We start from the raw sequence: 23604 nt of genomic DNA on the forward strand, positions 1-23604 counted from the left end.
ACACATCCTGTCCGCGATGCGTGACAATCTGGACCCATGTCCGACACCACCTCGCGAGCCCTCTCCCTGCTGAACCTGCTGCAGACCCACCGCCATTGGCCGGGCAGCGAGCTCGCCACGCGGCTCGGCGTGACCGAGCGGACCGTGCGCCGTGACGTCGACCGGCTGCGGGAGCTGGGTTACCGCGTCGAGTCCACGCCCGGAGCGGCCGGCGGGTACCGCCTGGAGGCGGGGAGCGCGGTGCCGCCGCTGCTGCTCACCGACGACGAGGCCGTGACCATGGCGATCGGTCTGCGCGTCGCGGCGACGCAGCAGCTGGTCGGTGGATCCGAGGTGACGCTCACCGCGCTCGCCAAGCTCGAGCAGGTGCTCCCGGCCGCGCTGCGTCGCCGGGTCAACGCGCTCGCCGCATCCGTGCAGCCGACGTCGACGCGCGCGGCATCCGTCATCTCACCCGTGGTGCTCGGAGAGCTCGCACTCGCCGCGCGCGACCACGAGCGGGTGCGGCTGCGGTACGTCGATCGCGAGGGCGTCGAGAGCATCCGCCGTGTCGAGCCGCATGTGCTGTCGCCCGCCGACCGCAACTGGTACCTGCTCTGCTGGGACCTCGAGCGCGACGACTGGCGCACCCTGCGCGTCGACCGCATCGAGTCCGTCGAGCACACGCGGGTGCTCTTCGCGCCCCGCGATCTGTCGGAGGAGGAGGTGCAGGAGCGCATCCTGCTCGCGACGTCCTGGTCGCCGCAGAAGATCGAGGCCGACGTCGTCATGGACCTGCCGATCGAGCGGATGCGCGAGCACTTCGGGATCTGGGCGGACGGCGCGATCCCCGAGGACGAGACGCGGACCCGGTGGCCCGTCGGCGGCTCGGACTGGCGGGAGGCCGTGTACGGCATGTTCTACGTGCCGCCCGGCGTCGAGTACACCACCGACTTCCCGGAGCCGCACCGCGCGGAGCTGCGGGAGGCGCTCGGCCGCCTCATCCGCGCGCTCGACGCTCCCACGCCGCCATCACGGTTCTGAGCGCCGCGGTCCCGCACCGCGGGGCGCGAGGATCGACGGCGGGTTCGGGTCGTTCCACCGCTGGAACGTCTGCACGGTCCAGAACCAGGCGAACAGCAGCAGCGCCACGGCCTCGCCGATCAGCACCGCCGGAGTCTCGCCGAACACCTGGCGGAACGAGATCGCCGCGACAAGGAACAGCAGGTCGACGATCAGCAGGCCGGAGATCCACCGGTAGACGGCCCGCTGGCGGGGGGTCGGCGGCGTCTCGTGCGCGTCGAGCGGGCCGCCGGCGTAGAGGATCGGCACGGCCGCGAAGCATCCGAAGAACAGCAGCGTCACCACGAAATGGATGCTGCGCACCGGCCAGAAGTTGAACGGGAAGCTCTGGTTCAGGGCCGGCGAGAACGCGAGCGCCGTGACGACAGCGGCCGCGACAAGCGCGATCGCCGACACGATCACGGCCGAGCGGTTCGGCGTGCGCGTGCGGCCGCGGATCACCGCGGTCACGATCACGGTCGCGACGACGACGACCGCGTACACCGCGATGCCCGCCTTCGCGGACTCGATCGCTCCGCCGGGGATGCAGTCCATCGCGGCCGGGCACGGGAGATGCCCCTCGGCCCGGGAATCGGCGATCCCGGTCGGCACGATCGCGATGAGCGGCGCGAACACCGCGCACACGTCGAGAAGCGTGGTCGCCCGGTTCCGTCCCGACAGCGCCAGGAGCGCCACGGATGCCGCGATCAGGGAGCCCGCGAACACATCGCGCATCGGCGTGTAGAAGGAGTGACTGATCGACGCGAGCGGATGCCAGCCGAACTGCAGCGGCTGCCACGTCACGACGACGCTCTGCAGCGCGACGCTCGCGAGCAGCGCGAACACGACGAGCACGAGCGCGAGGCGCAGGTAGCGGTGGGTCTTCTGGCCGGTGGTGGCGGGGGCGTCGTCGGCGGCCATGCCCGTGACGCTACACCGGTATTCCGCTTGGTCACCGGGTCACGCGCCGACGCTCGCCGTCATGGGAGGACACGTCCCGACACGCGGCGTCAACCCCTCGTCGGATGCTGGCTTTCCCGATCACGCGCAGGTAACGTCGACCCCATCGCGGCGATCCGGGCGGTCCCGGGCCTCAGCTCATATCTGACGGCGTTGCGGGTTCGACTCCCGCCGTCGCGTCCACTCTCTCAGCGGCCCGCGAGTCGCTTCTCGATCGGGTCCCAGCCGCCCTCGAGCACCGCGAAGCCGGCCTCCAGGGTCGCGAGCTGATCCTCGCTGTCCGTCACGAGCAGTTGCATCTGCAGCACGAAACGCGAGAACACGCGCACCTCGGCCGTCGGGGCGTCGAGGCCCAGTTCGTCGGCGATGGCCTCGGCGAGGGCATCCTCGTGGCGCAGCCACATCTTCGCGGCGTAGTCGCGCAGCGCGGGGGTCGCGTTGAGGAATCGCATGAACACGCGCGCCATGTCCTCGCCGTGCTCGTCGAGGTTCAGGCCCACCTCCCCGCGGTAGAAGTCGTGGATCGCGCGGCTGATCGTCACACCGTCCTGACGCTCGCGCACGGCGGCGACGAGCCGGTCGCGCTGCTCGTCGTCCTCGTCGAACACGAGCGCCTCCTTCTGCGGGAAGTGCGCGAACACGGTCGTGGGGGAGACGTCGGCGGCGTCGGCCACCTCACGGATGCTGACCTCGTCGAAGCCGCGCTCGAGGAACATCCTGGTCGCGACGTCGGAGATGTTCTTGCGCGTCGCGGCCTTCTTGCGCTCGCGACGGCCGAGGGGCTCGCTGGTCGTCATGCCGTCACTCTATCGCGAAGTCGATCCAAAACTGGCTTGACACCGAAACTGGTATTGATACAGTTACGGAGTGACTTCACTCAACACGTCTGCTCGCGGCGACACGCGCGCCTGGGTCATGCTCATCGTCCTCACGATGCTCACCGTCATCGGCATGACCGTCGTCCTTCCCGTGCTGCCCTTCGTCGTCCTGCAGTACGTCACCCACGAGCACGACCTCGCGCTTTGGGTCGGCGTGCTCGAGGCCATCAACGGGCTCTGCGCGTTCCTCGTGGCGCCGTTCCTCGGACGTCTCTCCGACCGGTTCGGTCGCCGTCCGGTGATCGTCGCCGCCGCATTCGGCGCCGCGTTCTCGATGGCGCTGTTCGGCATCGGAGGCGCCATCTGGGTGCTGGTGCTCGCACGCGTCATCCAGGGCCTCACCGCTGGCGACATGCCCGCGCTCTTCGCCTACCTCGCCGACATCACCCCGCCCGAGAAGCGCGCACAGCGCTTCGGCCTCCTCGGCGCTCTCTCCGGCATCGGCATGATGCTCGGCCCGGCGATCGGCGGCCTCCTCGCGGCGGTCAGCCTGCAGCTCCCCGTCTTCCTCACCGCAGCGGTCTCGCTCGTGATCGCGATCCTCAGCCTCTTCCTGCTGCCCGAGAGCCTCAAGCCCGAGAACCGCATCCCCGCGATCCGCGCCCGCGACGTCCAGCCCTTCGCGGTCTTCAAGGAGGCGTTCGGCCGTCGTGAACTCCGCGCGCTGATGATCGGCTTCGGCCTCCTCGCCCTGCCTTTCGGCTTCTTCGTCAACAACTTCAGCGTGCTGGCCCTCGACTCGATTCAGTGGGGGCCGACGCAGATCGGCCTGTTGACGGCCGCGGTCGGCATCATCGACATCCTGATCCAGGGCGTGCTGCTCGGCATCCTGCTTCCGCGCATCGGCGAGCGCGGTGTGATCGTGAGCGGCATCATCGCGCAGATGGTCGGCCTCGCCGGCCTCGCGATCGTCGCCTCCGTGCTCGCCCAACCGTGGGTGTTCATCGTCGGTGCGCTGCTGCTCGCGGCAGGGCAGGGGGCGTCCCAGGCCGCGATGGACGGCGCCATGTCCAACGCGGTGGGCGATGACGAGCAGGGATGGCTCGGCGGGGCGACGCAGTCGCTCAACGCCGCCATGAGCACGGTCGCACCGCTCATCGCCGCCGCGCTGTACACGACCGTCAGTCACGCGGCACCGTACTGGCTCGGCGTCGTCCTCATGATCGTCGCCGCGATCGTCGTGGGCCGCGCGCACATCGCCAACACGGCCAAGCGCGAGCCGGCATCCGCGTCCGTGCCTGAGGCGCAGACGCTCGATCCCGTCGGCGGCTGAGTCACCGCATCCCGGCCGGGGTGGATGATGGAGGCATGCCCGCCCCTCACCGCCCCGGTCTTCGGGTGTCCGGCGCGCTCACGATCCCCGAGGCCGAGCTGTCGTGGCGGTTCTCGCGGTCGTCCGGTCCGGGCGGTCAGGGCGTGAACACGGCCGACTCGCGTGTCGAGCTCGTCTGGGATGCCGGGCGCAGCACCGTGCTGTCGCCGGTGCAGCGCGAACGGCTGCTCGATCGGCTGGCGTCACGACTGGTCGACGGCGTGCTGACGATCGCGGCATCCGAGCATCGCGCGCAGCTGCGCAACAGGGATGCCGCGCGCGAGCGTCTCGCGGCACTCGTCGCCGCCGCGCTGCGGCCCCCGGCTCCGCCGCGGCGCGCCACGAAGCCGAGCCGCGGCTCGAAGGAGCGCCGCCTCACCGCCAAGCACCGCCGCACGGACGTCAAGCAGCTGCGACAGCGGCCTCGCGACCTGTGACCAGGAGGGTCACGCGAGCCGCTCGTCGAGCCAGTCGAACATGCGCTGCGCCGTGAGCGTGCGGGCCAGCGGCTGGCAGTGGCCGTCGGCTCCCTCGGCGGCGGTGAACCGCACGAGCGTCGAGACGGATGCCGTGAGCGCGGCGAGCTGCTCCGCCTGACCCGGCCAGAACTGCTCTCCCTCGGGGGCGAGGATCAGCAGCGGCGTCATGATCTCTGCGGCGACGTCGGCCACTGTGTAGGTGCGCACCGCCTTGATCGTCTCGCCGTACCCGGACGTGCCGTAGGGGCGTGCGCGGAACTGCCATGTCCGGGCGGTGTCGGCGGAGAACTTCATGCCGAGCGCCATCTCCCTGTCGAACTTCGCGACGTCGCCGGCGTCGAGGGTCTTCAGCAGACCGTGGGGGAGGTGGCTCGTCCAGGATGTCGAGACGTCGACGATGCCCGGATCGACGATCGCCGCGGCGAAGCGGTGCTCGAAGGCGAGCGCTCGCGACACCCAGTACCCGCCCTGGCTGATGCCGTAGACCGCGACGCGCATGGCGTCCACACCGTCGAGGCGGGCTGCGAAGTCGAACACCGGTGCGAGCACGTGCTCCCAGTCGGCTCGGAACGGCACGTCCTTCTCAAACAGCTGCGACTGCTGACCGGGACCGTCGAACACGAGCACGTTGTACCCCCGTCGGAGGCCGGCCGCGACGCACGACGCCCACAGCGACGCGAGCGATCCATCGCTGCCGTTCACGGCCACGAGAGTGCCGGTCGCGGTTCCTTCCGGCCGGAAGAACCAGCCGGGCAGCGTCGCGCCCTCGTAAGGGATCGCGACCTCGTCGACGCGCGTCGAGGTGTGGGCGGTGAATCCGCGCCACGCCTCCTGCTGATGCGCGAACAGCGCCGACAGCTGCTCGGAATCATCAGCGGCGCTCGCCGCGTTCACCGCAACCCCGAAGTACGTCGATGCGCGCAGGAACGCGGATGCCGCGCTGACACCGTGCCCGGCGTCCGCGGTGCTCGTGGCCGTCGCCAGAGTGCGGTCCCCGAGGCCCTTCCACGCCGTGAACCAGCCGTCGTGGTCTCCCTTGCGCACGCCGCCGACGGCCGCGAAGACCTCGCCCGGCTCGCTCGCCCCCTCGACGCCGGCGCCGATCACGGTCTTCAGCTCGAAGTCGAAATCGGCGTTGCCCGAGAGTCTGATCGGGGTGCTGTCGTGAGGGGTCATGCTCAGTCCTTTCCGTCGCCTCCGCCGCGCACAAGTTCGAGCCCCGCGCCCGCGAACTGGCGGAGCGTCGCATCCGGGAGGAACGCCCTGGTGAGCGCCGGTCCGATCGCCGCGAGGTCGCTCTCGTCGCGGAACAGCAGGTACATGGTCTCGTAGCGCGGATGGAACTTCTGCTTGAAGCGGTGCAGCGAGCCGAAGCCGTACACGGGTTCCAGTGCATCGGCGAGCCGGTCGCTCAGCGCCGCGATCATCCCGGCATCCGGCGGGTAGTCGTGTGCGAGCGGTGCGCCCGAGAGGGACATGATCTCCGCGCCCTCATCCGAGAACTCCCGTGCCGACGATCCGATCAGGAACTCCATGACCGGCCCGAAGCCGCCCTCCCGTCGGCGCATGAGGTCGAGGGTCCAGCCGCGCACGACCCCGTCGCCGCCGTACACGGGCAGCCAGGAGAGGAACCCGTCGACATCGCCGTTCGGGGCGAGCGCGAGCGCCAGACGCACCTCGGGGTCCTCTGCCTCCTCGAGCGTGCCGAGGGTGAAGCGCATCTCCGGGAGGTCCTTATCGCCGACCCACGCCTCGGAGATCGCACGCAGCTGCTGCTGCACACCCCAGGACTCCGCCTTGAGATGCGTCATCCGGAACGTCATGTCCTCGCGTCCGGCCTTGTTGAGCGAGGTGCGCACCGAGTTCCAGCGCTTGCCGGTGAACTCGAGCCCCGGCAGGTCGACGATCGTGTCGTCCGCGACGACCAGGCTGCGCCAGCCTGCCGGCACCGCGTCGCGGGTGGCCTGGTCCGCGCTGAAGAAGCAGGGGACCAGCCCCGCGTGCTCGGCGACCCGGATGAAGTCCGCGACGGCGGCAGGCCGCTCGGATGCCGGACCGATCGGATCCGCGAGCGCGAGCGCCACCCCGCTGCGTCGCTGATAGGCGACGATGCCGCCCTCGGTGCGCGCGTAGCTGTTGCCGTCCCAGGTCGTCATCCACGACAGCGTCCCGCCGCCGTGCGCGCGCAGAGCGGTCTTGACGTCGTCGACGGTCGGAGCGGGCTGCGTTCCGAGCAGCGATTTGCGCTTGGCACGGAAGGCCCGGCGCACACCGATGAGGTAGGCGAGCATGACGACCCACAGGAACCCGTTCGCGAGCGCGAGCTCGGTCTCGCCGTCCCAGCGGAAGTCCACCTGCGCCTGGCTGAACACCGTGATGAGAGTGAGGATCAGAGCGGCGATGAGCACGTTGAAGACACCGAGCAGGATCGCGAGCACCCAGGCGAGGCGTCGTCCGCGGCGCAGCCCGTTCACGAGCACGAGGATCACGACGACGTCGATCGCGAGGTCGATGAACCCGCCCGAGACGGGCTCGGTGGGCCCGAACGGGCCGTCGGTCGCGATCAGCGTCGTGATGATCTCCACGGCTCCGAGCACGAGGATCGCCACCACGGCGACGAGACGCTGCTCGCGCACCGTGGTGCGGGACACCCGCAGCGAGCGGTCGACGACGAGCACCAGCAGCACCGCGAGCAGATGCTCGAGGTCGGCGACCTTGCCCCAGAACAGCATCGCGATGAACACGAACCCGAGCAGGATCAGCCAGCCGCGCACCCGCCAGGGCGGCCGGAACAGGCCGACGGCCGCGGCGATGCAGGCCATGGTGCCACCCGAGGCGCCGACGTCGAGCGCCTGCGCCTGAGTGGTCGCCCACGCCCACGGGAACAGGGACAGGACCGACAGCAGCAGTGCGGTCGCGAGGATCGCGAACAGCTGGCCGATGCCGTAGTAGGCGAGGGCGACGCGGCTGCCGCGACGGTGCTCCAAGTACGCCATGCCCCAGAAACCGGCGATCGTGAAGGCGTACACCCACGGCTGGTTGACGAAGAAGGTACCCGTGATCGGCGTCCACCACTTGCCGTCGAGGAAGGCGGGCAGGCCATAGGCGACGTCCCCGAACAGCACGGACTCCTCGAAGGGACGCCAGAGTCCCTGCGACACGACCCCCACCACGAGGATCAGTGCCACGAACGTGAGCGTCGCGGGGATCCGTCGGGCGAACGCCCGGACGGGATGCACGGGGGACGGGGTGCGGCGCGCCTCGGTCATGCGCCTCAGCGTAGCGACGGAGGTGCGCCCGCGGGAGGGGACTCCCTTGCCGGCGGGGCGCGAAGCGTTATGGGATGGACCCATGGGCAGCATCGATCGGACACCTCACGGCCCACGAGGCCGAAATGCCAGAATGGCGGCGCTCGCGGCATCCATCCTGATGCTCGCGACGGGTGCGCTCCTCGGATGCGGAGCGGTCGAACCCGCGCCCGCCCCCGCGAGCGACGTCCACACGATCGTCCAGGGGCTGGACGGCCCGTGGTCGATCGCCTTCCACGGCGGGACCGCGCTCGTCAGCGAGCGCGACAGCGCGCGGATCCTCGAGATCGGCGACGACGGATCCGTCCGTGAGGTCGGCGTGATCGATGATGTCGCGCCCGGGGGAGAGGGCGGGCTCCTCGGCCTCGCGGTGCGCGGCGTCGACCTCTACGCGTACTTCACCGCCGACGGCGAGAACCGGGTGGAGCGGCGCACGATCATCGGGGAACCGGGCGGGCTGATGCTCGGCGACGCGGAGGTCGTGATCGACGGCATCCCCTCGGCGGGGACGCACAACGGCGGACGGATCGCGTTCGGACCCGACGGGATGCTGTACGTCACGACCGGCGACGCGGGAGACCGCGACAGCGCTCAGGATCTCGACGCGCTGTCCGGCAAGATCCTGCGGCTCACGCCCGACGGCGCAGTGCCTGACGACAACCCCTTCGCGGACTCTCCCGTCTACAGCTACGGGCACCGCAACCCGCAGGGGATCGCCTGGGATGCCGCCGGCGCCATGTACGCGAGCGAGTTCGGCCAGGACACCTGGGACGAGCTCAACGTGATCGAGGCCGGGGGGAACTACGGCTGGCCCGAGGTGGAGGGCATCGCCGACGACGGCGACTTCATCGATCCGGTGCAGCAGTGGTCTCCCGACGAGGCGAGCCCGAGCGGCATCGCCGTCACCGACTCCGAGATCCTCATCGCGAACCTCCGCGGCGAGCGCCTGCGCGTCGTGCCCATCGACGACCTCTCGGCCGAGTCCGAGCGCGGGATCGGCGAGCTCGGACGACTGCGCGACGTCGTGATCGCCCCGGACGGCGCGGTGTGGGTGCTGACCAACAACACCGACGGCCGCGGCACACCGCGCGACGGCGACGACCGCATCATCTCCGTCCCGGTCGCGGGGTGATCCGGGAGCGAACCAGGACGCGCGGGTCGCTCAGGTCGTGATCGCCGACCGGTGGGTCACCGCCCGCCGCCGACCGCCTCGGCGATCGCGGCCTCGAGGTCGCCCCACGCCTGCAGCGTCACGGCCTCCCCGTCGATGAAGAAGCTCGGCGTGCTGCGGACGCCCAGCTTCTCGCCGTCGCTCTTGTCGGCCTGCACGCGGTCGAGCGTCGCGGGGTCGGCGATCGCGGCGTCGTAGGCCGCGAGATCGAGTCCGAGCTCCTCCGCGAAGCCGCGGAACACCTCGGGGGTCTCGACGCTGTTCTCTCCCCACTGCGCCTGCGTCTCGAACAGGCGGTGGTACATGTCCTCGAAGCGATCCTGCTGCGCCGCGGCCTCGGCGGCGAGCGCGGCCTGGGTCGAGTTGATGTGCCCGGGCAGCGGGAAGTAGCGGACGACGTAGGTGATGTCGCCCGCGTACTGCGCGCGCAGGTCCTCGACGATCGGATAGAAGGCGCCGCACGCCTCGCACTCGAAGTCGAGGAACTCCACGACCGTCACGGCGCCGTCACCGCCCTGGTCGAGCACGTGCGAGTCGGTGCGGATGGTCTGCAGGCGTTCGCCCTCGGGTGGGGCGGGGTCGGCGGCGCGCTGCGTCATGGCGTAGACGATGGCGACGATCGCGAGAACGATCGCGACGCCGAGGGCGATCAGGGTGGCTTTGACAGGGGTCTTCATGGGTCTCTCCAACGGTGGTCCGGCGTGTGATCCGGGCGTGTGATCCGGGCAGGGCGAGGTGCGTGCGAGTGCGGGGATGCCGCGGCGCGGCGCGCCGGATCAGGTACGGGAGAGGGAGAGCTGGATGAGCGTGAGGGCGGGTACCGCGCGACGAGGGCCGGCCCGTGACGGAATCACGGAGCGCCACGGCGAGTCGGTGCAGAGCAGCGCGCCCCGTCCGGGGAGGCGGAGCAGGAGCAGCACGAGCAGGAGGCAGCAGAGCACCGCGATCACGACGCCGCCGGCATCCATGGGGGAGGCCTCGACCGGCGACGACGCGGCCGCCGTGAGGTCGCGTCCGCTGCCCGTCGACGACGCCGAGACGCCCGTCGACGACGCCGAGACGCCCGGCGCGAGGCACAGCGCGGAATGCGCGTCCGCGGTGCGGTGCGACGTCGACCACGCGCCGATCACGAGCAGCAGCGCGAGGCCCAGAGCGAGGGCGACCCTGACGATCAGCATCCGCTCGATCCCGCGTGGGGAGAGTCGGTTCGTCGGGGTGCGCATGGTGCGCGCAGTCTAACAATCCGGCCTCGGTGCCGCCTCCGGGGCCCGCGGCCGAGCCGAGGCCGCGACACGCGCCTAGACTGGAGGGGTGGCGAGACTGTTGATCGTAGGCGGCTTCCTGGCCGCCGTGTTCTGGGTGTTCAGCATCGTCGACTGCGCCGTGCAGCCGTCGACGCGTCACCGGGGCGTGCGCAAGGCGGTCTGGATCCTCATCGTCGTGCTGATCCCCGTCATCGGCGGCATCCTCTGGTTCACGATCGGCCGGCGCCGCGCGAACGAGAAGGGCGCGATCCGCGTGATCGCACCGGACGACGACCCCGAGTTCCTCCGCAGCATCAGCAAGAGCGAGCAGGATGCGCGCATCCGCCGCCTGGAGGAGGAGCTCGCGAAGCTCGAGGACGAATCCGACGACGGCACCGCGCCGGACCCGCGTCCGTGACCTCATCGCCGGCGATGGATGCCGCGGCATCTCTCTTCGCGGAACTCGTCGCCCACGGGGTGCGCGAGGTCGTGCTCTCGCCGGGTTCGCGTTCGCAGGCTCTCGCGCTCGCCGCGGTGCACGCCTCCGAGCAGGGAGCGCTCCGCGTGCACGTGCGCATCGACGAGCGCGTCGCCGGGTTCACGGCCCTCGGCCTGTCGCGTGAGAGCGGGGTGCCGGCAGTCGTCGTGTGCACGTCCGGCACCGCCGCCGCGAACCTTCTGCCGGCCGCGATGGAGGCTTTCCACGCGGGGGTCCCGCTGCTGCTGCTCACCGCCGACCGTCCGCCGGAGCTGCGCGGCATCGGTGCGAACCAGGCCACGGTGCAACCGGGGATGTTCGCCGCGTGGGCCCGTGAGCAGATCGACGCGCCCGTGCCCGGAGACGGCCCGGCCGACGGGGACTGGGCGGGGCTCGGCGCGCGTGCGGTGACCGCCGCGATGGGCGGAGACGCCACGCACGGACTGCCCGGGGTCGCGGGTCCGGTGCACCTGAACCTGCCGTCCCGAGAGCCGCTGTCGGGAACGCATCCCGCGGTCGACCTCGCACCGGGCGATGCACCGCGCCCTCCCGTCGCCGAGCCGCTCGAACTCGCGCAGGGGCCGCGGACCGTGGTGGTCGCCGGAGCGGATGCGGGGCCGGATGCCGAGGAGCTCGCGCATGCCGGATCATGGCCGCTCCTCGCCGAGATCGTCAGCGGCGCCCGGTTCGGCCGCCGACTCGTGCACGGCTACCGTGCGCTGCTCGACGACCCGGAGCTCGGCGGTCGCATCGAGCGCGCCGTCGTGCTCGGCCACCCGACCCTGAGCCGCCAGGTCGCACGACTCCTCGCTCGGCCCGACGTAGAGGTGATCGCGGTGCGCCGCGGCGGCGACGCCCTCGACCTCAACGGGCGCACGACCTCGGTGGGCGCAGTCCGGGTCGCCGAGGGGCCGGTCGACCGGGAGTGGCTCGGCGCCTGGCTCACGGCATCCGCCTCTCACGTCGTCGACCTCAGCGAGGCCGCACCCGACCAGGACGGACTCGTCTCGGCCGATCCGGTGGCGCGACGCGACGCCGTGGCCGCCGAGCTCGCCGCCGTGCGCCGCCCCCTCGACCGCGAGCTGCTGGTCGACGCGGTGTGGCGGGCGACCTGGCCGCACGACCGGCTCGTGTTCGGGTCCTCGCGGATCGTGCGCGTCGCCGACGCGGTGCTCCCCGGCAAGAAGGTGCCCGTGCACGCCAATCGCGGCCTGGCCGGGATCGACGGCACGGTCGCGACCGCCACCGGGATCGCGCTGGCCAGTCAGGCGGGCGGCGCCCCCGGGATCACGCGCGTGCTGCTCGGGGATCTCACGATGCTGCACGACGTCGGGTCGTTGCTGCTCCCGCCCGACGAGGACGAGCCGCGCCTGCAGGTGATCGTCGGCAACGACGGCGGCGGCACCATCTTCGACGCGCTCGAGGTCGCGACCACGGCCGAACGCGCCGACCTCGACCGTGCGTTCTACACCCCGCACACGGTGCGCCTCGAGCAGCTCGCGATCGCGTACGGCTGGGAGTATCTCCGTGTCACGACGCGCGCGGCGCTCGATCAGGCGCTGACGGCGCCGGCCGGCGGTCGGCAGCTCATCGAGGTTCCGCTGACGCGGTGACGCGCTTCGCGCCGTGCTCGCGCTCGGCGCGGTCGACGCGGCAGGATGGGCGCATGAACGCGCACTCCTGGTCCCGCACCCTGCAGGTAGGCGAGGGCTTCCGCCTCGCCGACGTCGACCCCGCGAGCACCCCCGGGTACCACGGGCGCAAGGCCGACGGTGCGCGCGACCTCGCCGCAGGCCTCGACGAGCTGAACATCCTGCAGGAGCGCCTGTTCGCCGGGAGCCGCGTCGGGGTGGCCGAGGATTCGGTGCTGCTGATCCTGCAGGCCATGGACTCGGCCGGCAAGGGCGGCATCGTGCGTCACGTGGTCGGCGGCGTCGACCCGCAGGGCGTCATGCTCACGGCGTTCAAGGCGCCGACCGCGGACGAGCTCGCGCACGACTTCCTCTGGCGGGTCGAGAAGCGACTGCCCGAGCCCGGGTTCATCGGGGTGTTCGACCGCTCCCACTACGAGGACGTGCTGATCGGGCGCGTGCGCGCGCTCGCGCCGGCCGACGAGATCGAGCGGCGCTACGCGGCGATCACCGAGTTCGAGGATGCCGCGGCCGCGGCCGGAACGCGCATCGTCAAGGTCATGCTGCACATCTCCCGCGAGGAGCAGAAGTCCCGGCTCATGGAACGGCTCGAGAGGCCCGACAAGTACTGGAAGTACAACCCCGGCGACGTCGACGAGCGGATGCTCTGGGACGAGTACATGGCCGCGTACCAGACCGTGTTCGAGCGCACCTCGACCGCGGCTGCGCCGTGGCACGTGGTGCCCGCCGACCACAAGTGGTACGCGCGGCTGGCGGTGCAGGAACTGCTGCTCGACGCCCTGCAGCGCATCGATCCGCAGTGGCCCGCCGCCGACTTCGACGTCGAGGCCGAGAAGAAGCGTCTCGCGGCGAGCTGAGCCGGGACCCGCCCACCGGTCATTGAGCGAGGAGCGCAGCGACGAGACGAAACGCGCCCTGCCCCGCGGGACACCTCAGGCGAGGGCATCCACCAGCGGGCGGAACTTCACCCGCGTCTCGAGCAGCTCCGACTCGGGGTCCGACCCCGCGACGATGCCCGCGCCTGCGTAGGCGGTGACGGCGATGCCGTCCGCGACCGGCGAGAACTGCGCGCAGCGCAGCGCGATGGCCCACTCGCCGTTGCCCGCGGCATCCACCCACCCGACCGGTCCGGCGTAGCGACCGCGGTCGAAGGGCTCGAGCTCGCGGATCGCGGCGATCGCGGCCGGCGTCGGAGTGCCGGCGACCGCCGCGGTGGGGTGCAGCGCGCCGACCAGGTCGAGCGACGACCCGCCCTCGGCCAGCTCGCCCTCGACGTCCGTGGCGAGATGGAACAGGTTCGGCAGCTTGAGCAGGAACGGCTGCTCGCTGGCCGCCAGGGCACGCGTATGCGGTCGCAGCGAGGCGAGCACGCTCTGCACCGCGTACTGGTGCTCGTCGAGGTCCTTCGTGCTGGAGGCGAGGTGGGCGGATGCTGCGGTGTCGGCGTCGGCGTCGGCGCCGCGGCCGATCGTGCCGGCGAGGACTCGCGCCGTGACCGTGCGGTCCTGCACGGTCACGAGCGTCTCGGGGCTCGCGCCGATCAGTCCGTCGACGGCGAACGCCCAGGTGTCGGGGTAGCCGGTCGACAGCGCCCGGACGAGACGACGGAGGTCGGAGCCGGCCGGGATGCTGCCGGTGAGGTCGCGGGCGAGCACGACCTTGCTGAGTTCGCCGTCCGCGATGCGGGCGAGCGCGGCGCGCACCGAATCCTGGTAGCCCTGAGGGCTCTGCGCGCCGGGGCCGACGGTGCCGGCCCAGTGCGGGCCGTAGGGATGCGTCTCGGCATCGGTCGGCTCCGGTGCATCCGCGACCCGGATGCTCGTGAGCCACGTGCGTCCGTGGTGTCGGCCGATCACGAGCGCCGGCACGATGAGCACGCTGTCGGCGGCCGAGTCCTCGTCGAACGCGAGGGCTCCGAAGGCGACGAGTCCGGTGCCGGGGAGCCCGAGCGGATCCTCGATCTCGACGCCGTCGGCGAGTTCCCGCCACGCGGAGGCGACGGCGCCGGAGCGCGGCGGGGCGTCGCCGCGGGGGACGCGGATCGTGGCGACGACGTCTGCTCCGACGGCCACGATCCCGTCGCCGCGGCGCAGCCACGCCAGCGGCCGGTCGGGGTCGGCGTAGGCCAGAGGGTCCTCGATCGGATCGATCTCACGGGTCCGCACGACCAGCCTGCTGCTCACCCCACCAGCCTAGTTCCGCTACGACCTGCCCTCGCCGCCTACGCTGAGGGCATGACCGACGCACGACCCGCTCCCGGTGCCGAGATGATCTTCCAGTGGCGCAAATGGGACGGGTCGCCGCACTGGCGTCACGAGTGCGTGTACCTCGGCGCCGACGAGTGGGGCGACTGGATCGGACAGCCCACGGGGTGGCTCAGCGCCCGTCCGAGGGCATCGTTCATCGCCGAGACGCCGAACGTCACGCTGATCCCGCGGCGACCCGACTTCGCCCTCACCGTCAATCGAGCGCATCCCCGCGGCATGCGCGTGTACATCGATCTCGGATGGGAGATCGAGTGGTCCGACGATCCGCTGCTCGCCACCGGCATCGACATGGACCTCGACGTCGTCCGGGTGGTGGGCGAGCGCGGCACCTGGGTCGACGATCGCGACGAGTGGGCCGAGCACAGCGCGCTGTTCGGCTACCCGCCCGAGGTCGTGACGACGCTGGAGGAGCTCGCCCTCGACCTCGAGGAGCGTGTGCGCGCTCAGGTCGCGCCGTTCGACGACGCCACCGCCGATCAGTGGCTCGACCGCCTCGACGCCCTCGGGCTGCCGCCCAGGTCGCCCGCCTAGACTGGACCCGTGACCCCGAACGATGTGAACCGCGCCGACCTCGGCAAGGACCCCGACCGCGTGAGCGGCATGTTCGACCAGGTCGCCGCGGGCTACGACCGCACGAACACGGCGATGACGGTCGGCAACGACGCGCTGTGGCGCGCGGCGACGACGCGCGCCGTGGCGCCGAAGCCGGGGGAGCGCATCCTCGACCTCGGGGCCGGGACCGCCTCCTCGTCGGCATCCCTCGCGCGCAGCGGAGCCGAGGTGGTCGCCGCCGACTTCTCGCCGGGGATGCTCGCGGAAGGGCGACGTCGGCACGGCAGCATCCGCAACCTGTCTTTCGTGCAGGCCGATGCCACGGATCTGCCCTTCGCGGACGAGGAGTTCGACGCCGTCACGATGTCCTACGCCCTGCGCAACGTGAACGACCCCAAGAAGGCTCTGCGCGAGCTGTTCCGTGTCACCAAGCCCGGCGGTCGACTCGTGATCAACGAGTTCTCCACGCCGCCCTCGACGCTCTTCCGTTCGGCGTACCGCTTCTACAACGCGCAGGTGTTGCCGCGCGTCGCCCGGGTCGCCGGCACGAACGGCGAGGCGTACGACTACCTGAACGAGTCCATCAGGGACTGGCCCGACCAGAAGACGCTCGCCGCGTGGATCCGCGACGCCGGCTGGACCGATGTCGCCTACCGCAATCTGTCGTTCGGCATCGTGGCGCTGCACCGCGCCCGCAAGCCCCGCACCGGCACCACCGCGTGAGCATCGCGCGCGAATCCGCATCACGGACGACGGTAGGCTGAACCCGTGACTTCGAGCCGCGTTGCCCCGGGTTCGCGACTGGCGAGCCGTCTCGGTTTCAGCGACCGCGTCTTCATCGGCACGGCCGGCCGCCGCATCGCCCAGGCCATCGAAGACGGACTGGAGCTCGTCGAGACCGGTCTCGCCGAGGACGTGCGCGTCGCCGACCCGCTCGCCGACGCCGCGAGCCGCTACCTGTACGAGGCCGGCGGCAAGCGCATCCGACCGGTGCTCACGCTCCTCGCAGCCCAACTCGGCGACGGCACCACCCAGCAGGTCGTCGACGTCGCCAAGGCGCTCGAGATCACGCATCTCGGCTCGCTGTACCACGACGACGTCATGGACGGCGCCGACCGCCGTCGGGGGGTGCCGGCCGCGCAGACCGTGTGGGGCAACAACATCGCCATCCTCACGGGCGACATCCTGTTCTCGCGGGCGAGCCAGCTCATGTCCCGACTCGGCGAGCGGGCGATCCGTCTGCAGGCCGACACCTTCGAGCGGCTCGTGCTCGGGCAGATGCACGAGACCATCGGCGCACAGCCCGACGACGACCCCATCGAGTTCTACATCCAGGTGCTCGCCGACAAGACCGGTTCGCTGATCGCCGCGGCGACGCAGGGCGGTGTGATCTTCTCGAACGCTCCGAGCGAGTACGAGGAGCCACTGCGCGTGTACGGCGAGAAGATCGGCGTCGCCTTCCAGCTCCTCGACGACGTGATCGACCTCTCCGCGAAGCCCGAGGACACGGGCAAGGTGCCGGGGACCGACCTGCGCGCCGGCGTGCCGACCATGCCGTACCTCCTCCTCAAAGCCGAGACGGACGACGCCTCCCTCGACCTCGCCGCGCGCATCGACGAGGGCGTCGCCCGCATCGCCGACGGCGGCGACCCCATGATCCTCGACGGTCCGCTCGCCGAGCTGCGTGACCACACCGGCACGCAGAAGACACTGGCGCTCGCGCACTCCTGGACCCAGGATGCGATCGACGCGCTCGCCCCGCTTCCGCGCGGCACCGTGCGCGAGGCGCTCACGCGCTTCGCCGAGACCCTCGTCGAACGCTCCAGCTGATCCGATCGCGGCCACGGGCCGTGCGGATCCGGGCGTGACGGCACACGAAAGGACCCTCCTATGACCAAGCTCCGACTGGCCATCGTCGGCGCGGGCCCCGCCGGCATCTACGCCGCCGACATCCTGCTGAAGGCCGAGCGCAAGTTCGACGTGTCGATCGACCTGTTCGAGCAGCTCCCCGCGCCCTACGGCCTCGTGCGCTACGGCGTCGCCCCCGACCATCCCCGCATCAAGGGCATCATCACGGCGCTGCGCGACGTGCTCGACCGCGGCGACATCCGCCTGTTCGGCAACGTGCGCTTCGGTGAGGACATCACGCTCGAGGATCTCAAGAAGCACTACAACGCGGTGATCTTCGCGACCGGCGCGATCCGCGACACCTCGCTCGACATCCCCGGCATCGACGCGGTGGCCTCGTACGGCGCGGCCGACTACGTGAGCTGGTTCGACGGTCACCCGGACGTCCCGCGTGAGTGGCCGCTGGACGCGGCATCGGTCGGTGTCCTCGGCAACGGCAACGTGGCCCTGGACGTCGCGCGGATGCTCGCGAAGCACGCCGAGGACCTCCTCGTGACCGAGGTGCCGGAGAACGTCTACGACGGTCTGAAGGCCAGCGAGATCACCGATGTGCACGTGTTCGGCCGCCGTGGTCCCGCGCAGGTGAAGTTCACGCCGCTCGAGCTCCGTGAGCTCGGCGAGCTCCGCGACGTCGACATGGTCGTCTACGACGAGGACTTCGACTACGACGAGGCGTCGAAGGATGCCGTCGCCAGTAACAAGCAGGTCATGGTGATCGACCGCATCTTGCAGTCGTGGCGCAAGCGCGACTCCGTGAACAACGCGGGCGGCACGGCCTCCCGCCGTCTGCACCTGCACTTCTGGGCGCGTCCGGTCGAGGTGCGCACCGACGATTCCGGTCGCGTCGCCGCTCTCGTGTACGAGCGCACGCAGCCTGACGGGCAGGGCGGCGCGATCGGCACGGGCGAGCTGCGCGAGGTGCCCCTGCAGGCCCTCTACCGCGCGATCGGTTACTTCGGATCGCCATTGCCCGACGTGCCCTTCGACAAGAAGCACGGCGTGATCCCGAACCGCGAGGGACAGGTGCTCGCCAAGGACTCCAACCAGCAGATGCCCGGCATCTACGCGACCGGCTGGATCAAGCGCGGACCCGTCGGCCTCATCGGCCACACCAAGTCCGACGCCATGGAGACCGTGCGGCACATCATCAACGACCAGGGCTCGTGGTGGCACCCGGAGGACCCGTCGGAGGAGGCCGTCGTCGCGCTCCTGCAGGAGCGCGGTGTCCGCTGGACCGACCTCGATGGCTGGCACCGGCTCGACGAGCACGAGATCGGCCTGGGCGCCCCGCAGGACCGCGCCCGCGTCAAGGTCGTTCCCCGCGAGGAGATGGTGCGGGTCTCTCGCGGCGAGTGACCGTTACCGGATGGTCACCCGCCCACCGTGTGTCGGGGAGACCGCGTCAATAGGCTGGGCGCATGCGACTGCGTCCCCTGCTCATGCTCGGCATGGCCGCTCTGCTCGTCCTGACGGCGTGCGCTCCCGAGCCTGCGCCCAGCCCGACCCCCACGCGGTCCCCTGCGGCCACGCCGACGTCTACCCCGACCCCCGATCCGATCGTCGAGCCGGAGACGGCTTTTGACGTCACGTGCGACGACGTCGCGGCAGAGATGGCGGCGCTGGTCGGTGAGCCGACGACCGCTGTCAGCGGCACGCTGTCGGTCGTGTCCTCGTCGAACTGGACACCCGGACCCATGCAGTACGCGTTCCAGCGCGCGGGAGGCATCGCGTGCTCGGCGGGCGACCACCCGCGATACTGGGAGGTCACGATGGTGCCGGGAGCGGACTCCGTCATCGCAGGCGCGACCGAGCGGCAGGGGTACTTCGGGGAGCAGCGTCGGTGTGAGAACGGGTTCTGCGCCTTCGAGTTCCCGGAGGGCGACGTACTGCTGTCGGCATCGATCACCGACCCCGCGCTGGGCGATGACGACGCGGATCGGGTCGGAGCCGCACTCGGGCGCCTCGCTTCGGCGGCTGCCGCGAGCATCCATGACGTCGAGTACGTGGACAGCGACATCGTGGGTCTTCCCTGCGAGAGGTTGATCACTCCGCAGCAGGTCGCAGCGGCGGTCGGTGACGACGTGAAGCTCTTCACGGACTTCGGCGGATGGGGCATTCCCGCCGAGGTGTACCAGGTCGTCAACGGGTCGAGGATCTGCTACTACACGTCAGGCGAGGGCGACCTCGGCTCACTGGCGAGCTATCTCGGCATCACGACGCTTCCGGCGGGTGCATGGGCGTTCGAGCATCAAGGCGGTGAGCCTGAGAAGGTGGCCGGAGCCGTCGCTGCGAAGGCCAGCGCGGGCGAGCACGGCGAGCGCATCCTCGACGTACGCGTCGGATCGGACTGGATCCGATTCACGACGTACGACAACGGGTCGGGGGCATCCGACCCGCGACCGTTCGCGGAGACGGCTGTCCAGAACCTCACCGTCGGCGTCACCGCGCCGCAGTAGTCGTGGGGGTGTCGGCTAGCCTGGCGGCATGGCTGACTGGGTCCCCGACGTCCTCGGCGACGAGTTCGCGCAGCTGACGCTCGCGCTCGAGCCCGACGACGAGGGGGACGTCGTCGCGACGCTCGTCCGGGCGCTGCCGCAAGAGATCGGGTGGTGGGATCGCTGGCGCGGTCGGGTGCGGATGCTGGAGGACGTCGACGTCCTGTACGTGCACGGGTGGTCGGACTACTTCTTCCAGAAACGGCTCGCGCGGTTCTGGACGGCCCGGGGTGCGAGGTTCTTCGCCCTGGACCTCCGCAAGTACGGACGCAGCCTGCGCGAGGGGCAGACTCCCGGATTCATCACCGACCTCGCCGCCTACGACGAGGACATCGCTGCCGCGCTGGACGCGATGGGACGCGATGCCGACGGAGCGGGGTCGGGACGAAGGCTCGTGCTGCTGGGGCACTCGACCGGAGGGCTCACGCTGAGTCTGTGGGCTTCCCGGCACCCCGGCACGGCGGATGCCGTGATCCTCAACAGCCCCTGGCTCGAGTTCCAGGTCGCGTCGGCACGGCCGCTCATCGCGCCGGTGGCGGAGCTGCAGGCGCGGTGGGCGCCGCGGGACGTCGCGCCCCAGGTCGACCTCGGGTTCTACACCCGGGCCCAGGAGGCGGTCGCTGACCCCGATGACCCTGTAGAGGTGAACCTGGCGTGGCGTCCGGCGCAGACGATGGCGGTGCACGCGGGCTGGTTCCACGCGATCCTCTCCGGACACGCGACGGTCGCCGCGGGACTCGCGATCGGCGCACCCGTGTGCGTCCTGCTGTCGGCGCGTTCGGCGACGCCGACCCGGTGGTCGGACGATCTGACCCGTGCCGACTCGGTCCTCGTGGTCGACGACATCGCGCGGGCGGCCCTGAAGCTGGGGCCGTCGGTGACGGTCGAACGCATCGACGGCGCCCTGCACGACGTCTTCCTCTCGCGGCACGATGCTCGGGAGGAGGCGTACCGACGGCTCGAGCGCTGGGTGCGGGGCTGGTCGTCCGCAGGCTGAGCGGCCGCTGCGAGGGTGGAGGCGTCAGACGCCGTGCATCGCGCGCGCGAGCCGTTCGGCGTCGCCGGCGTCGCCGCGCAGGATCGCGTCGTGGAAGTCGCGGTAGATGTCGTGCATTCGTTCCCGCTCGCTCGCGGGGACCTTCCAGTGACGGAGGTTGCGGGCGAGCGCCATGCTGGCGTCGGTGAGGAGGATCTGGTGCTGGATGTTGCGGCTGTGGTCGCTGAGGAACGTGAACACGGTCCAGCGGATGTCGAAGACGCGCAGGTCGTCGTGCTCGTCGTACAGCTCCTCGACGAGGGCGGCGGCGCGTTCGCGGTCGCGGTGGCTCATGCGTTCGACGCCCATGCGGGCCGCCATGCCCGCCTGGTAGCCGGCGAACTCGAGGGTCTGCTCGACGATCTCGGGGGTCACCGTGGTGACTTCCGTATAGCGGCTCGGGTACATCACGACGAGTCCCAGTCGCTCCAGACGCTGCAGGGCTTCGCGCACCGGCGTGCGCGACACATGCAGCTCCTCGGCGACGTCCACGTCGCGGATGCGGTGGCCCGGCCCGAGCCTGCCGTCGACGATCTGCGAACCGATGTGCCGGAAGACCTCTTCGGCAAGCAGCTGCTTGCTCTCCCGCACGCCCGTCGTCGAACGGTTGTTGTTCATGGACTGCCCCCAGTTGCGTTCCCGACCCGAGCCCCCCGAAATGCCCGGAACGCCACTACATCACGAAGTCGATCACTCTGCCAATAATCCACAGGTGTACACGAGTGGTGTTCACATGAGGAGTGGCTGAGTGTGATCGTGCGCCGGGTTCCCCGGCGGTTTGCAGGGCTGGTGCACGGCCGTGAGCACACGACGAGGGGCGGATGCCGCAGCATCCGCCCCTCGTCGGTCGAAGGTCGCGCGTCAGCGGTAGTTGACGAACTGCAGGTCGAGATCGAGGTCGGCGCCCTTGAGTAGCGCGATCACGGCCTGGAGGTCGTCGCGGCTCTTGGACTGCACGCGGAGCTCGTCGCCCTGGATCTGGCTCTTCACGCCCTTGGGGCCCTCGTCGCGGATGATCTTGCCGATCTTCTTCGCGTTCTCCGAGGAGATGCCGTCCTTGAGGGAGGAGACGATGCGGAACTCCTTGCCGCTCGCGAACGGCTCGCCGGAGTCGAGGCTCTTGAGGGAGATCCCGCGCTTGATGAGCTTGGACTGGAACACGTCGAGCACGGCCTTCGCGCGCTCCTCGGTGCCGGCGATGATCAGCACCTGCTCGCCGCTCCAGGCGATCGATGCGCCGGTGCCCTTGAAGTCGTAGCGCTGCTCGATCTCCTTGCGGGCCTGGTTCAGGGCGTTCTCGGCCTCCTGGTGATCCACTTTCGAGACGATGTCAAAGGAACTGTCAGCCATGACGAGAAGTGTATCGATCACGAGGGCGCTGTGCCCCTGCTCTGCGGCACCGCATCGTCGGCGGGCCGACGGACGGCTCTACGACGGGCCGATCCGTCGCGGCGTTGCGCCGCGCAGAACGGGGACTGCGGTCGTAGCGTTGAGGTATGGCACGGGTGGCGGGGCGCAGCATCGCGATGAGCTGGATCGCGGGCGTGATCTGCACCGGCGTGGTGGTGAGCCTCGTCTGGCTCTCGTTCCCGCTCGTGCCCGTGCTGGCATCGTTCGTGGGGGACACGCTCCGCACGGTCCTGCGCTGAGGGCGCCGGGGCGCGTCTCGAGCGCGACACGCCGTGGGGTCCACGACACGTCGGCTCGCCTCCGTTCCCGCGTCGAGACGCGGCGGTACCCTCGCAGAGCACACTTCCGAGGAGAGGCGCAGCCATGAGTGACCCCGAGGTTCCCCAGCCCGAGAGGCCGAAGGACGTCGATGACGTCGTCGACAGCGCCAACGCTGGTCTCGACGCCGCCGAGGCCGCGCGCGCCGACGTGCCCGCGTCGTCCGACGCCGCCTACGTCCCGTCGGACGACGTCCCCGCTCCTCGCACCGAACCGGCGGTCGATCCCGATCTCGCCGCTTTCGAGGCCGCCGAGCGCGACCACCCCGGCACGTTCTCGACGCCGGTCCGCGACGACGCCGAGTTCGCGCAGCGTCCCCCGGCGTTCGGCGCCGGAACCGACGCATACTCCGCTCCCGTCTCGCGCGACTCCTCGTCGATGGCGGATGCCGCGTACGCGTCGCCCGACGACGCCGAGACGCGCGTCGTCCCCTCTGAGCCCGTCGTGGCCGAGACCGTCGTCGCCGAGCCCGTCGTCGCACCCGCGTTCGCACAGCAGCCGATCTTCGTTCAGGCTCCCGAGCCGCCGCGCGAACGCGGCAACCGCGGCACGGCCGGCGCGATCGGCCTTCTCGCCACCCTCGCGTTCGCGATCCTCTACCTGGGCACCACCCTCGGGCTCGGGGCCTTCATGGGCGACGTCACGGGTGAGAACATCGGCGAGGCAGCGCTCGAGCCCCTCATGACCTGGGGTTACTGGGTGCCCGTCGTCGTGTTCTTCCTCGGTTTCTGGCTGCTCGGCGCGTTCATCAACCGCGGTCGCTGGGGCCTGTGGGTCGTCTTCGGCATCATCGTCGGCGTGATCGCATACGGCGGTCACCTCCTCGGCCAGCTGTTCCAGGAGCGGTTCTGGCTCCTCACGGCATCCGAGGGGAACGAGCTGATCGGCGGGCAGCTGTTCGCGCCGCTCGCGATCGCCGCCTTCGTGTTCGGTCGCGAGCTCACCATCTGGTTCGGCGCGTGGGTCGCCCGCAGCGGCGCCCGCAAGACCGAGCTCAACGCCGAGGCGCAGCGCGAGTACGAGCGCACGCTCGAGGCGGGCCCGACGCTCTCGAGGTAATCACGGACACCTCCTCGCCGAACCCCCGCACGCCCG

24 protein-coding genes and 1 pseudogene are annotated in these 23604 nt (G+C 70.8%); 16 read left to right on the forward strand and 9 right to left on the reverse strand.

What is annotated here, in order from left to right:
* The first annotated feature begins 36 nt into the window (after window positions 1–36).
* Window positions 37–1023 carry a helix-turn-helix transcriptional regulator gene (locus tag MRBLMX7_RS14385; RefSeq protein ID WP_363369505.1) on the forward strand — a complete coding sequence of 329 codons (987 nt, stop codon included), beginning with the start codon at window positions 37–39 and terminating at the stop codon, window positions 1021–1023.
* Here MRBLMX7_RS14385 and MRBLMX7_RS14390 read toward each other — a convergent pair.
* Window positions 1012–1962 (reverse strand): hypothetical protein, encoded by a 951-nt coding sequence (locus MRBLMX7_RS14390; protein ID WP_363369507.1) that lies wholly within the window; start codon window positions 1960–1962, stop codon window positions 1012–1014. The genes MRBLMX7_RS14385 and MRBLMX7_RS14390 overlap by 12 nt on opposite strands.
* A gap of 146 nt (window positions 1963–2108) precedes the next feature.
* Here MRBLMX7_RS14390 and MRBLMX7_RS14395 point away from each other — a divergent pair.
* Window positions 2109–2184 (forward strand): annotated as a pseudogene (locus MRBLMX7_RS14395).
* A gap of 5 nt (window positions 2185–2189) precedes the next feature.
* Here the strand turns inward: MRBLMX7_RS14395 and MRBLMX7_RS14400 are convergent.
* Window positions 2190–2798 carry a TetR/AcrR family transcriptional regulator gene (locus MRBLMX7_RS14400; RefSeq protein ID WP_050722471.1) on the reverse strand — a complete coding sequence of 203 codons (609 nt, stop codon included), beginning with the start codon at window positions 2796–2798 and terminating at the stop codon, window positions 2190–2192.
* 70 nt (window positions 2799–2868) lie between these two features.
* On the opposite strand from MRBLMX7_RS14400, the gene MRBLMX7_RS14405 reads away from it, so the two are divergent.
* Together MRBLMX7_RS14405 and arfB are read left to right on the forward strand one after the other, a co-directional pair.
* Window positions 2869–4152 (forward strand): MFS transporter, encoded by a 1284-nt coding sequence (locus tag MRBLMX7_RS14405; protein ID WP_363369509.1) that lies wholly within the window; start codon window positions 2869–2871, stop codon window positions 4150–4152.
* 35 nt (window positions 4153–4187) lie between these two features.
* A complete protein-coding gene (gene arfB, locus MRBLMX7_RS14410; RefSeq protein WP_363369511.1) occupies window positions 4188–4628 on the forward strand; it encodes an alternative ribosome rescue aminoacyl-tRNA hydrolase ArfB in 441 nt (146 codons plus the stop codon).
* A 9-nt stretch (window positions 4629–4637) separates the two neighbouring features.
* On the opposite strand, the gene MRBLMX7_RS14415 is transcribed toward arfB, so the two are convergent.
* Both MRBLMX7_RS14415 and MRBLMX7_RS14420 read right to left on the reverse strand, forming a co-directional pair.
* On the reverse strand, window positions 4638–5846 hold the full coding sequence (locus MRBLMX7_RS14415) for an alpha/beta hydrolase family protein (protein WP_363369513.1): 1209 nt from the start codon (window positions 5844–5846) through the stop codon (window positions 4638–4640).
* A gap of 2 nt (window positions 5847–5848) precedes the next feature.
* Window positions 5849–7939: a bifunctional lysylphosphatidylglycerol flippase/synthetase MprF gene (locus MRBLMX7_RS14420; protein WP_363369515.1), complete on the reverse strand. Its 2091-nt coding sequence runs from the start codon at window positions 7937–7939 to the stop codon at window positions 5849–5851.
* Between the two features lie 133 nt (window positions 7940–8072).
* Here MRBLMX7_RS14420 and MRBLMX7_RS14425 point away from each other — a divergent pair, with 133 nt between their 5' ends.
* The gene (locus MRBLMX7_RS14425) at window positions 8073–9110 is read left to right on the forward strand and encodes a PQQ-dependent sugar dehydrogenase (RefSeq protein WP_363369517.1); all 1038 of its coding nucleotides are present in this window, start codon (window positions 8073–8075) and stop codon (window positions 9108–9110) included.
* Between the two features lie 56 nt (window positions 9111–9166).
* On the opposite strand, the gene MRBLMX7_RS14430 is transcribed toward MRBLMX7_RS14425, so the two are convergent.
* Entirely contained in the window at window positions 9167–9826 is a 660-nt protein-coding gene (locus MRBLMX7_RS14430; RefSeq protein ID WP_363369519.1) for a DsbA family protein, read from the reverse strand.
* Window positions 9827–9925: 99 nt separating this feature from the next.
* Window positions 9926–10372, reverse strand: a complete 447-nt coding sequence (locus MRBLMX7_RS14435) for a hypothetical protein (RefSeq protein WP_363369521.1) — start codon at window positions 10370–10372, stop codon at window positions 9926–9928.
* A gap of 88 nt (window positions 10373–10460) precedes the next feature.
* Between MRBLMX7_RS14435 and MRBLMX7_RS14440 the strand changes: the two genes are divergently transcribed.
* From MRBLMX7_RS14440 to MRBLMX7_RS14450, 3 genes are read left to right on the forward strand one after another with little or no spacing between them, the layout of a single operon-like run.
* Window positions 10461–10811, forward strand: a complete 351-nt coding sequence (locus MRBLMX7_RS14440; protein WP_363369522.1) for a PLD nuclease N-terminal domain-containing protein — start codon at window positions 10461–10463, stop codon at window positions 10809–10811.
* Entirely contained in the window at window positions 10808–12484 is a 1677-nt protein-coding gene (menD, locus tag MRBLMX7_RS14445) for a 2-succinyl-5-enolpyruvyl-6-hydroxy-3-cyclohexene-1-carboxylic-acid synthase (RefSeq protein WP_414685096.1), read from the forward strand. Before MRBLMX7_RS14440 ends, menD begins: the two co-directional genes overlap by 4 nt.
* Window positions 12485–12537: 53 nt before the next feature.
* Complete coding sequence (locus MRBLMX7_RS14450; RefSeq protein ID WP_363369523.1) at window positions 12538–13380, forward strand: PPK2 family polyphosphate kinase; 843 nt, start codon at window positions 12538–12540, stop codon at window positions 13378–13380.
* Between the two features lie 75 nt (window positions 13381–13455).
* Here MRBLMX7_RS14450 and MRBLMX7_RS14455 read toward each other — a convergent pair whose 3' ends face one another.
* The gene (locus tag MRBLMX7_RS14455) at window positions 13456–14706 is read right to left on the reverse strand and encodes an isochorismate synthase (protein WP_363369525.1); all 1251 of its coding nucleotides are present in this window, start codon (window positions 14704–14706) and stop codon (window positions 13456–13458) included.
* A gap of 51 nt (window positions 14707–14757) precedes the next feature.
* On the opposite strand from MRBLMX7_RS14455, the gene MRBLMX7_RS14460 reads away from it, so the two are divergent.
* The 6 genes from MRBLMX7_RS14460 (at window position 14758) to MRBLMX7_RS14485 (ending at window position 20742) form a co-directional block, all read left to right on the forward strand.
* The gene (locus MRBLMX7_RS14460) at window positions 14758–15321 is read left to right on the forward strand and encodes a hypothetical protein (RefSeq protein WP_363369527.1); all 564 of its coding nucleotides are present in this window, start codon (window positions 14758–14760) and stop codon (window positions 15319–15321) included.
* Window positions 15322–15330: 9 nt separating this feature from the next.
* On the forward strand, window positions 15331–16065 hold the full coding sequence (locus tag MRBLMX7_RS14465; protein WP_363369528.1) for a class I SAM-dependent methyltransferase: 735 nt from the start codon (window positions 15331–15333) through the stop codon (window positions 16063–16065).
* A gap of 45 nt (window positions 16066–16110) precedes the next feature.
* Window positions 16111–17172, forward strand: a complete 1062-nt coding sequence (locus MRBLMX7_RS14470) for a polyprenyl synthetase family protein (protein ID WP_363369530.1) — start codon at window positions 16111–16113, stop codon at window positions 17170–17172.
* A 60-nt stretch (window positions 17173–17232) separates the two neighbouring features.
* Window positions 17233–18606: an FAD-dependent oxidoreductase gene (locus MRBLMX7_RS14475; protein WP_363369532.1), complete on the forward strand. Its 1374-nt coding sequence runs from the start codon at window positions 17233–17235 to the stop codon at window positions 18604–18606.
* Window positions 18607–18668: 62 nt separating this feature from the next.
* The gene (locus MRBLMX7_RS14480) at window positions 18669–19706 is read left to right on the forward strand and encodes a hypothetical protein (protein WP_363369534.1); all 1038 of its coding nucleotides are present in this window, start codon (window positions 18669–18671) and stop codon (window positions 19704–19706) included.
* 28 nt (window positions 19707–19734) lie between these two features.
* A complete protein-coding gene (locus MRBLMX7_RS14485) occupies window positions 19735–20742 on the forward strand; it encodes an alpha/beta hydrolase (protein ID WP_363369536.1) in 1008 nt (335 codons plus the stop codon).
* Between the two features lie 24 nt (window positions 20743–20766).
* Here MRBLMX7_RS14485 and MRBLMX7_RS14490 read toward each other — a convergent pair whose 3' ends face one another.
* Both MRBLMX7_RS14490 and MRBLMX7_RS14495 read right to left on the reverse strand, forming a co-directional pair.
* Complete coding sequence (locus MRBLMX7_RS14490; protein WP_363369538.1) at window positions 20767–21399, reverse strand: GntR family transcriptional regulator; 633 nt, start codon at window positions 21397–21399, stop codon at window positions 20767–20769.
* 243 nt (window positions 21400–21642) lie between these two features.
* Entirely contained in the window at window positions 21643–22131 is a 489-nt protein-coding gene (locus MRBLMX7_RS14495; RefSeq protein ID WP_050722487.1) for a YajQ family cyclic di-GMP-binding protein, read from the reverse strand.
* Window positions 22132–22277: 146 nt separating this feature from the next.
* Here MRBLMX7_RS14495 and MRBLMX7_RS14500 point away from each other — a divergent pair, with 146 nt between their 5' ends.
* Entirely contained in the window at window positions 22278–22430 is a 153-nt protein-coding gene (locus tag MRBLMX7_RS14500) for a hypothetical protein (RefSeq protein ID WP_162531779.1), read from the forward strand.
* A 124-nt stretch (window positions 22431–22554) separates the two neighbouring features.
* Window positions 22555–23568 carry an ABC transporter gene (locus tag MRBLMX7_RS14505; protein ID WP_363369541.1) on the forward strand — a complete coding sequence of 338 codons (1014 nt, stop codon included), beginning with the start codon at window positions 22555–22557 and terminating at the stop codon, window positions 23566–23568.
* Window positions 23569–23604 lie beyond the last annotated feature (36 nt).

The organism is Microbacterium sp. LMX7-1.2, assembly GCF_040675935.1.
GTDB lineage: Bacteria > Actinomycetota > Actinomycetes > Actinomycetales > Microbacteriaceae > Microbacterium.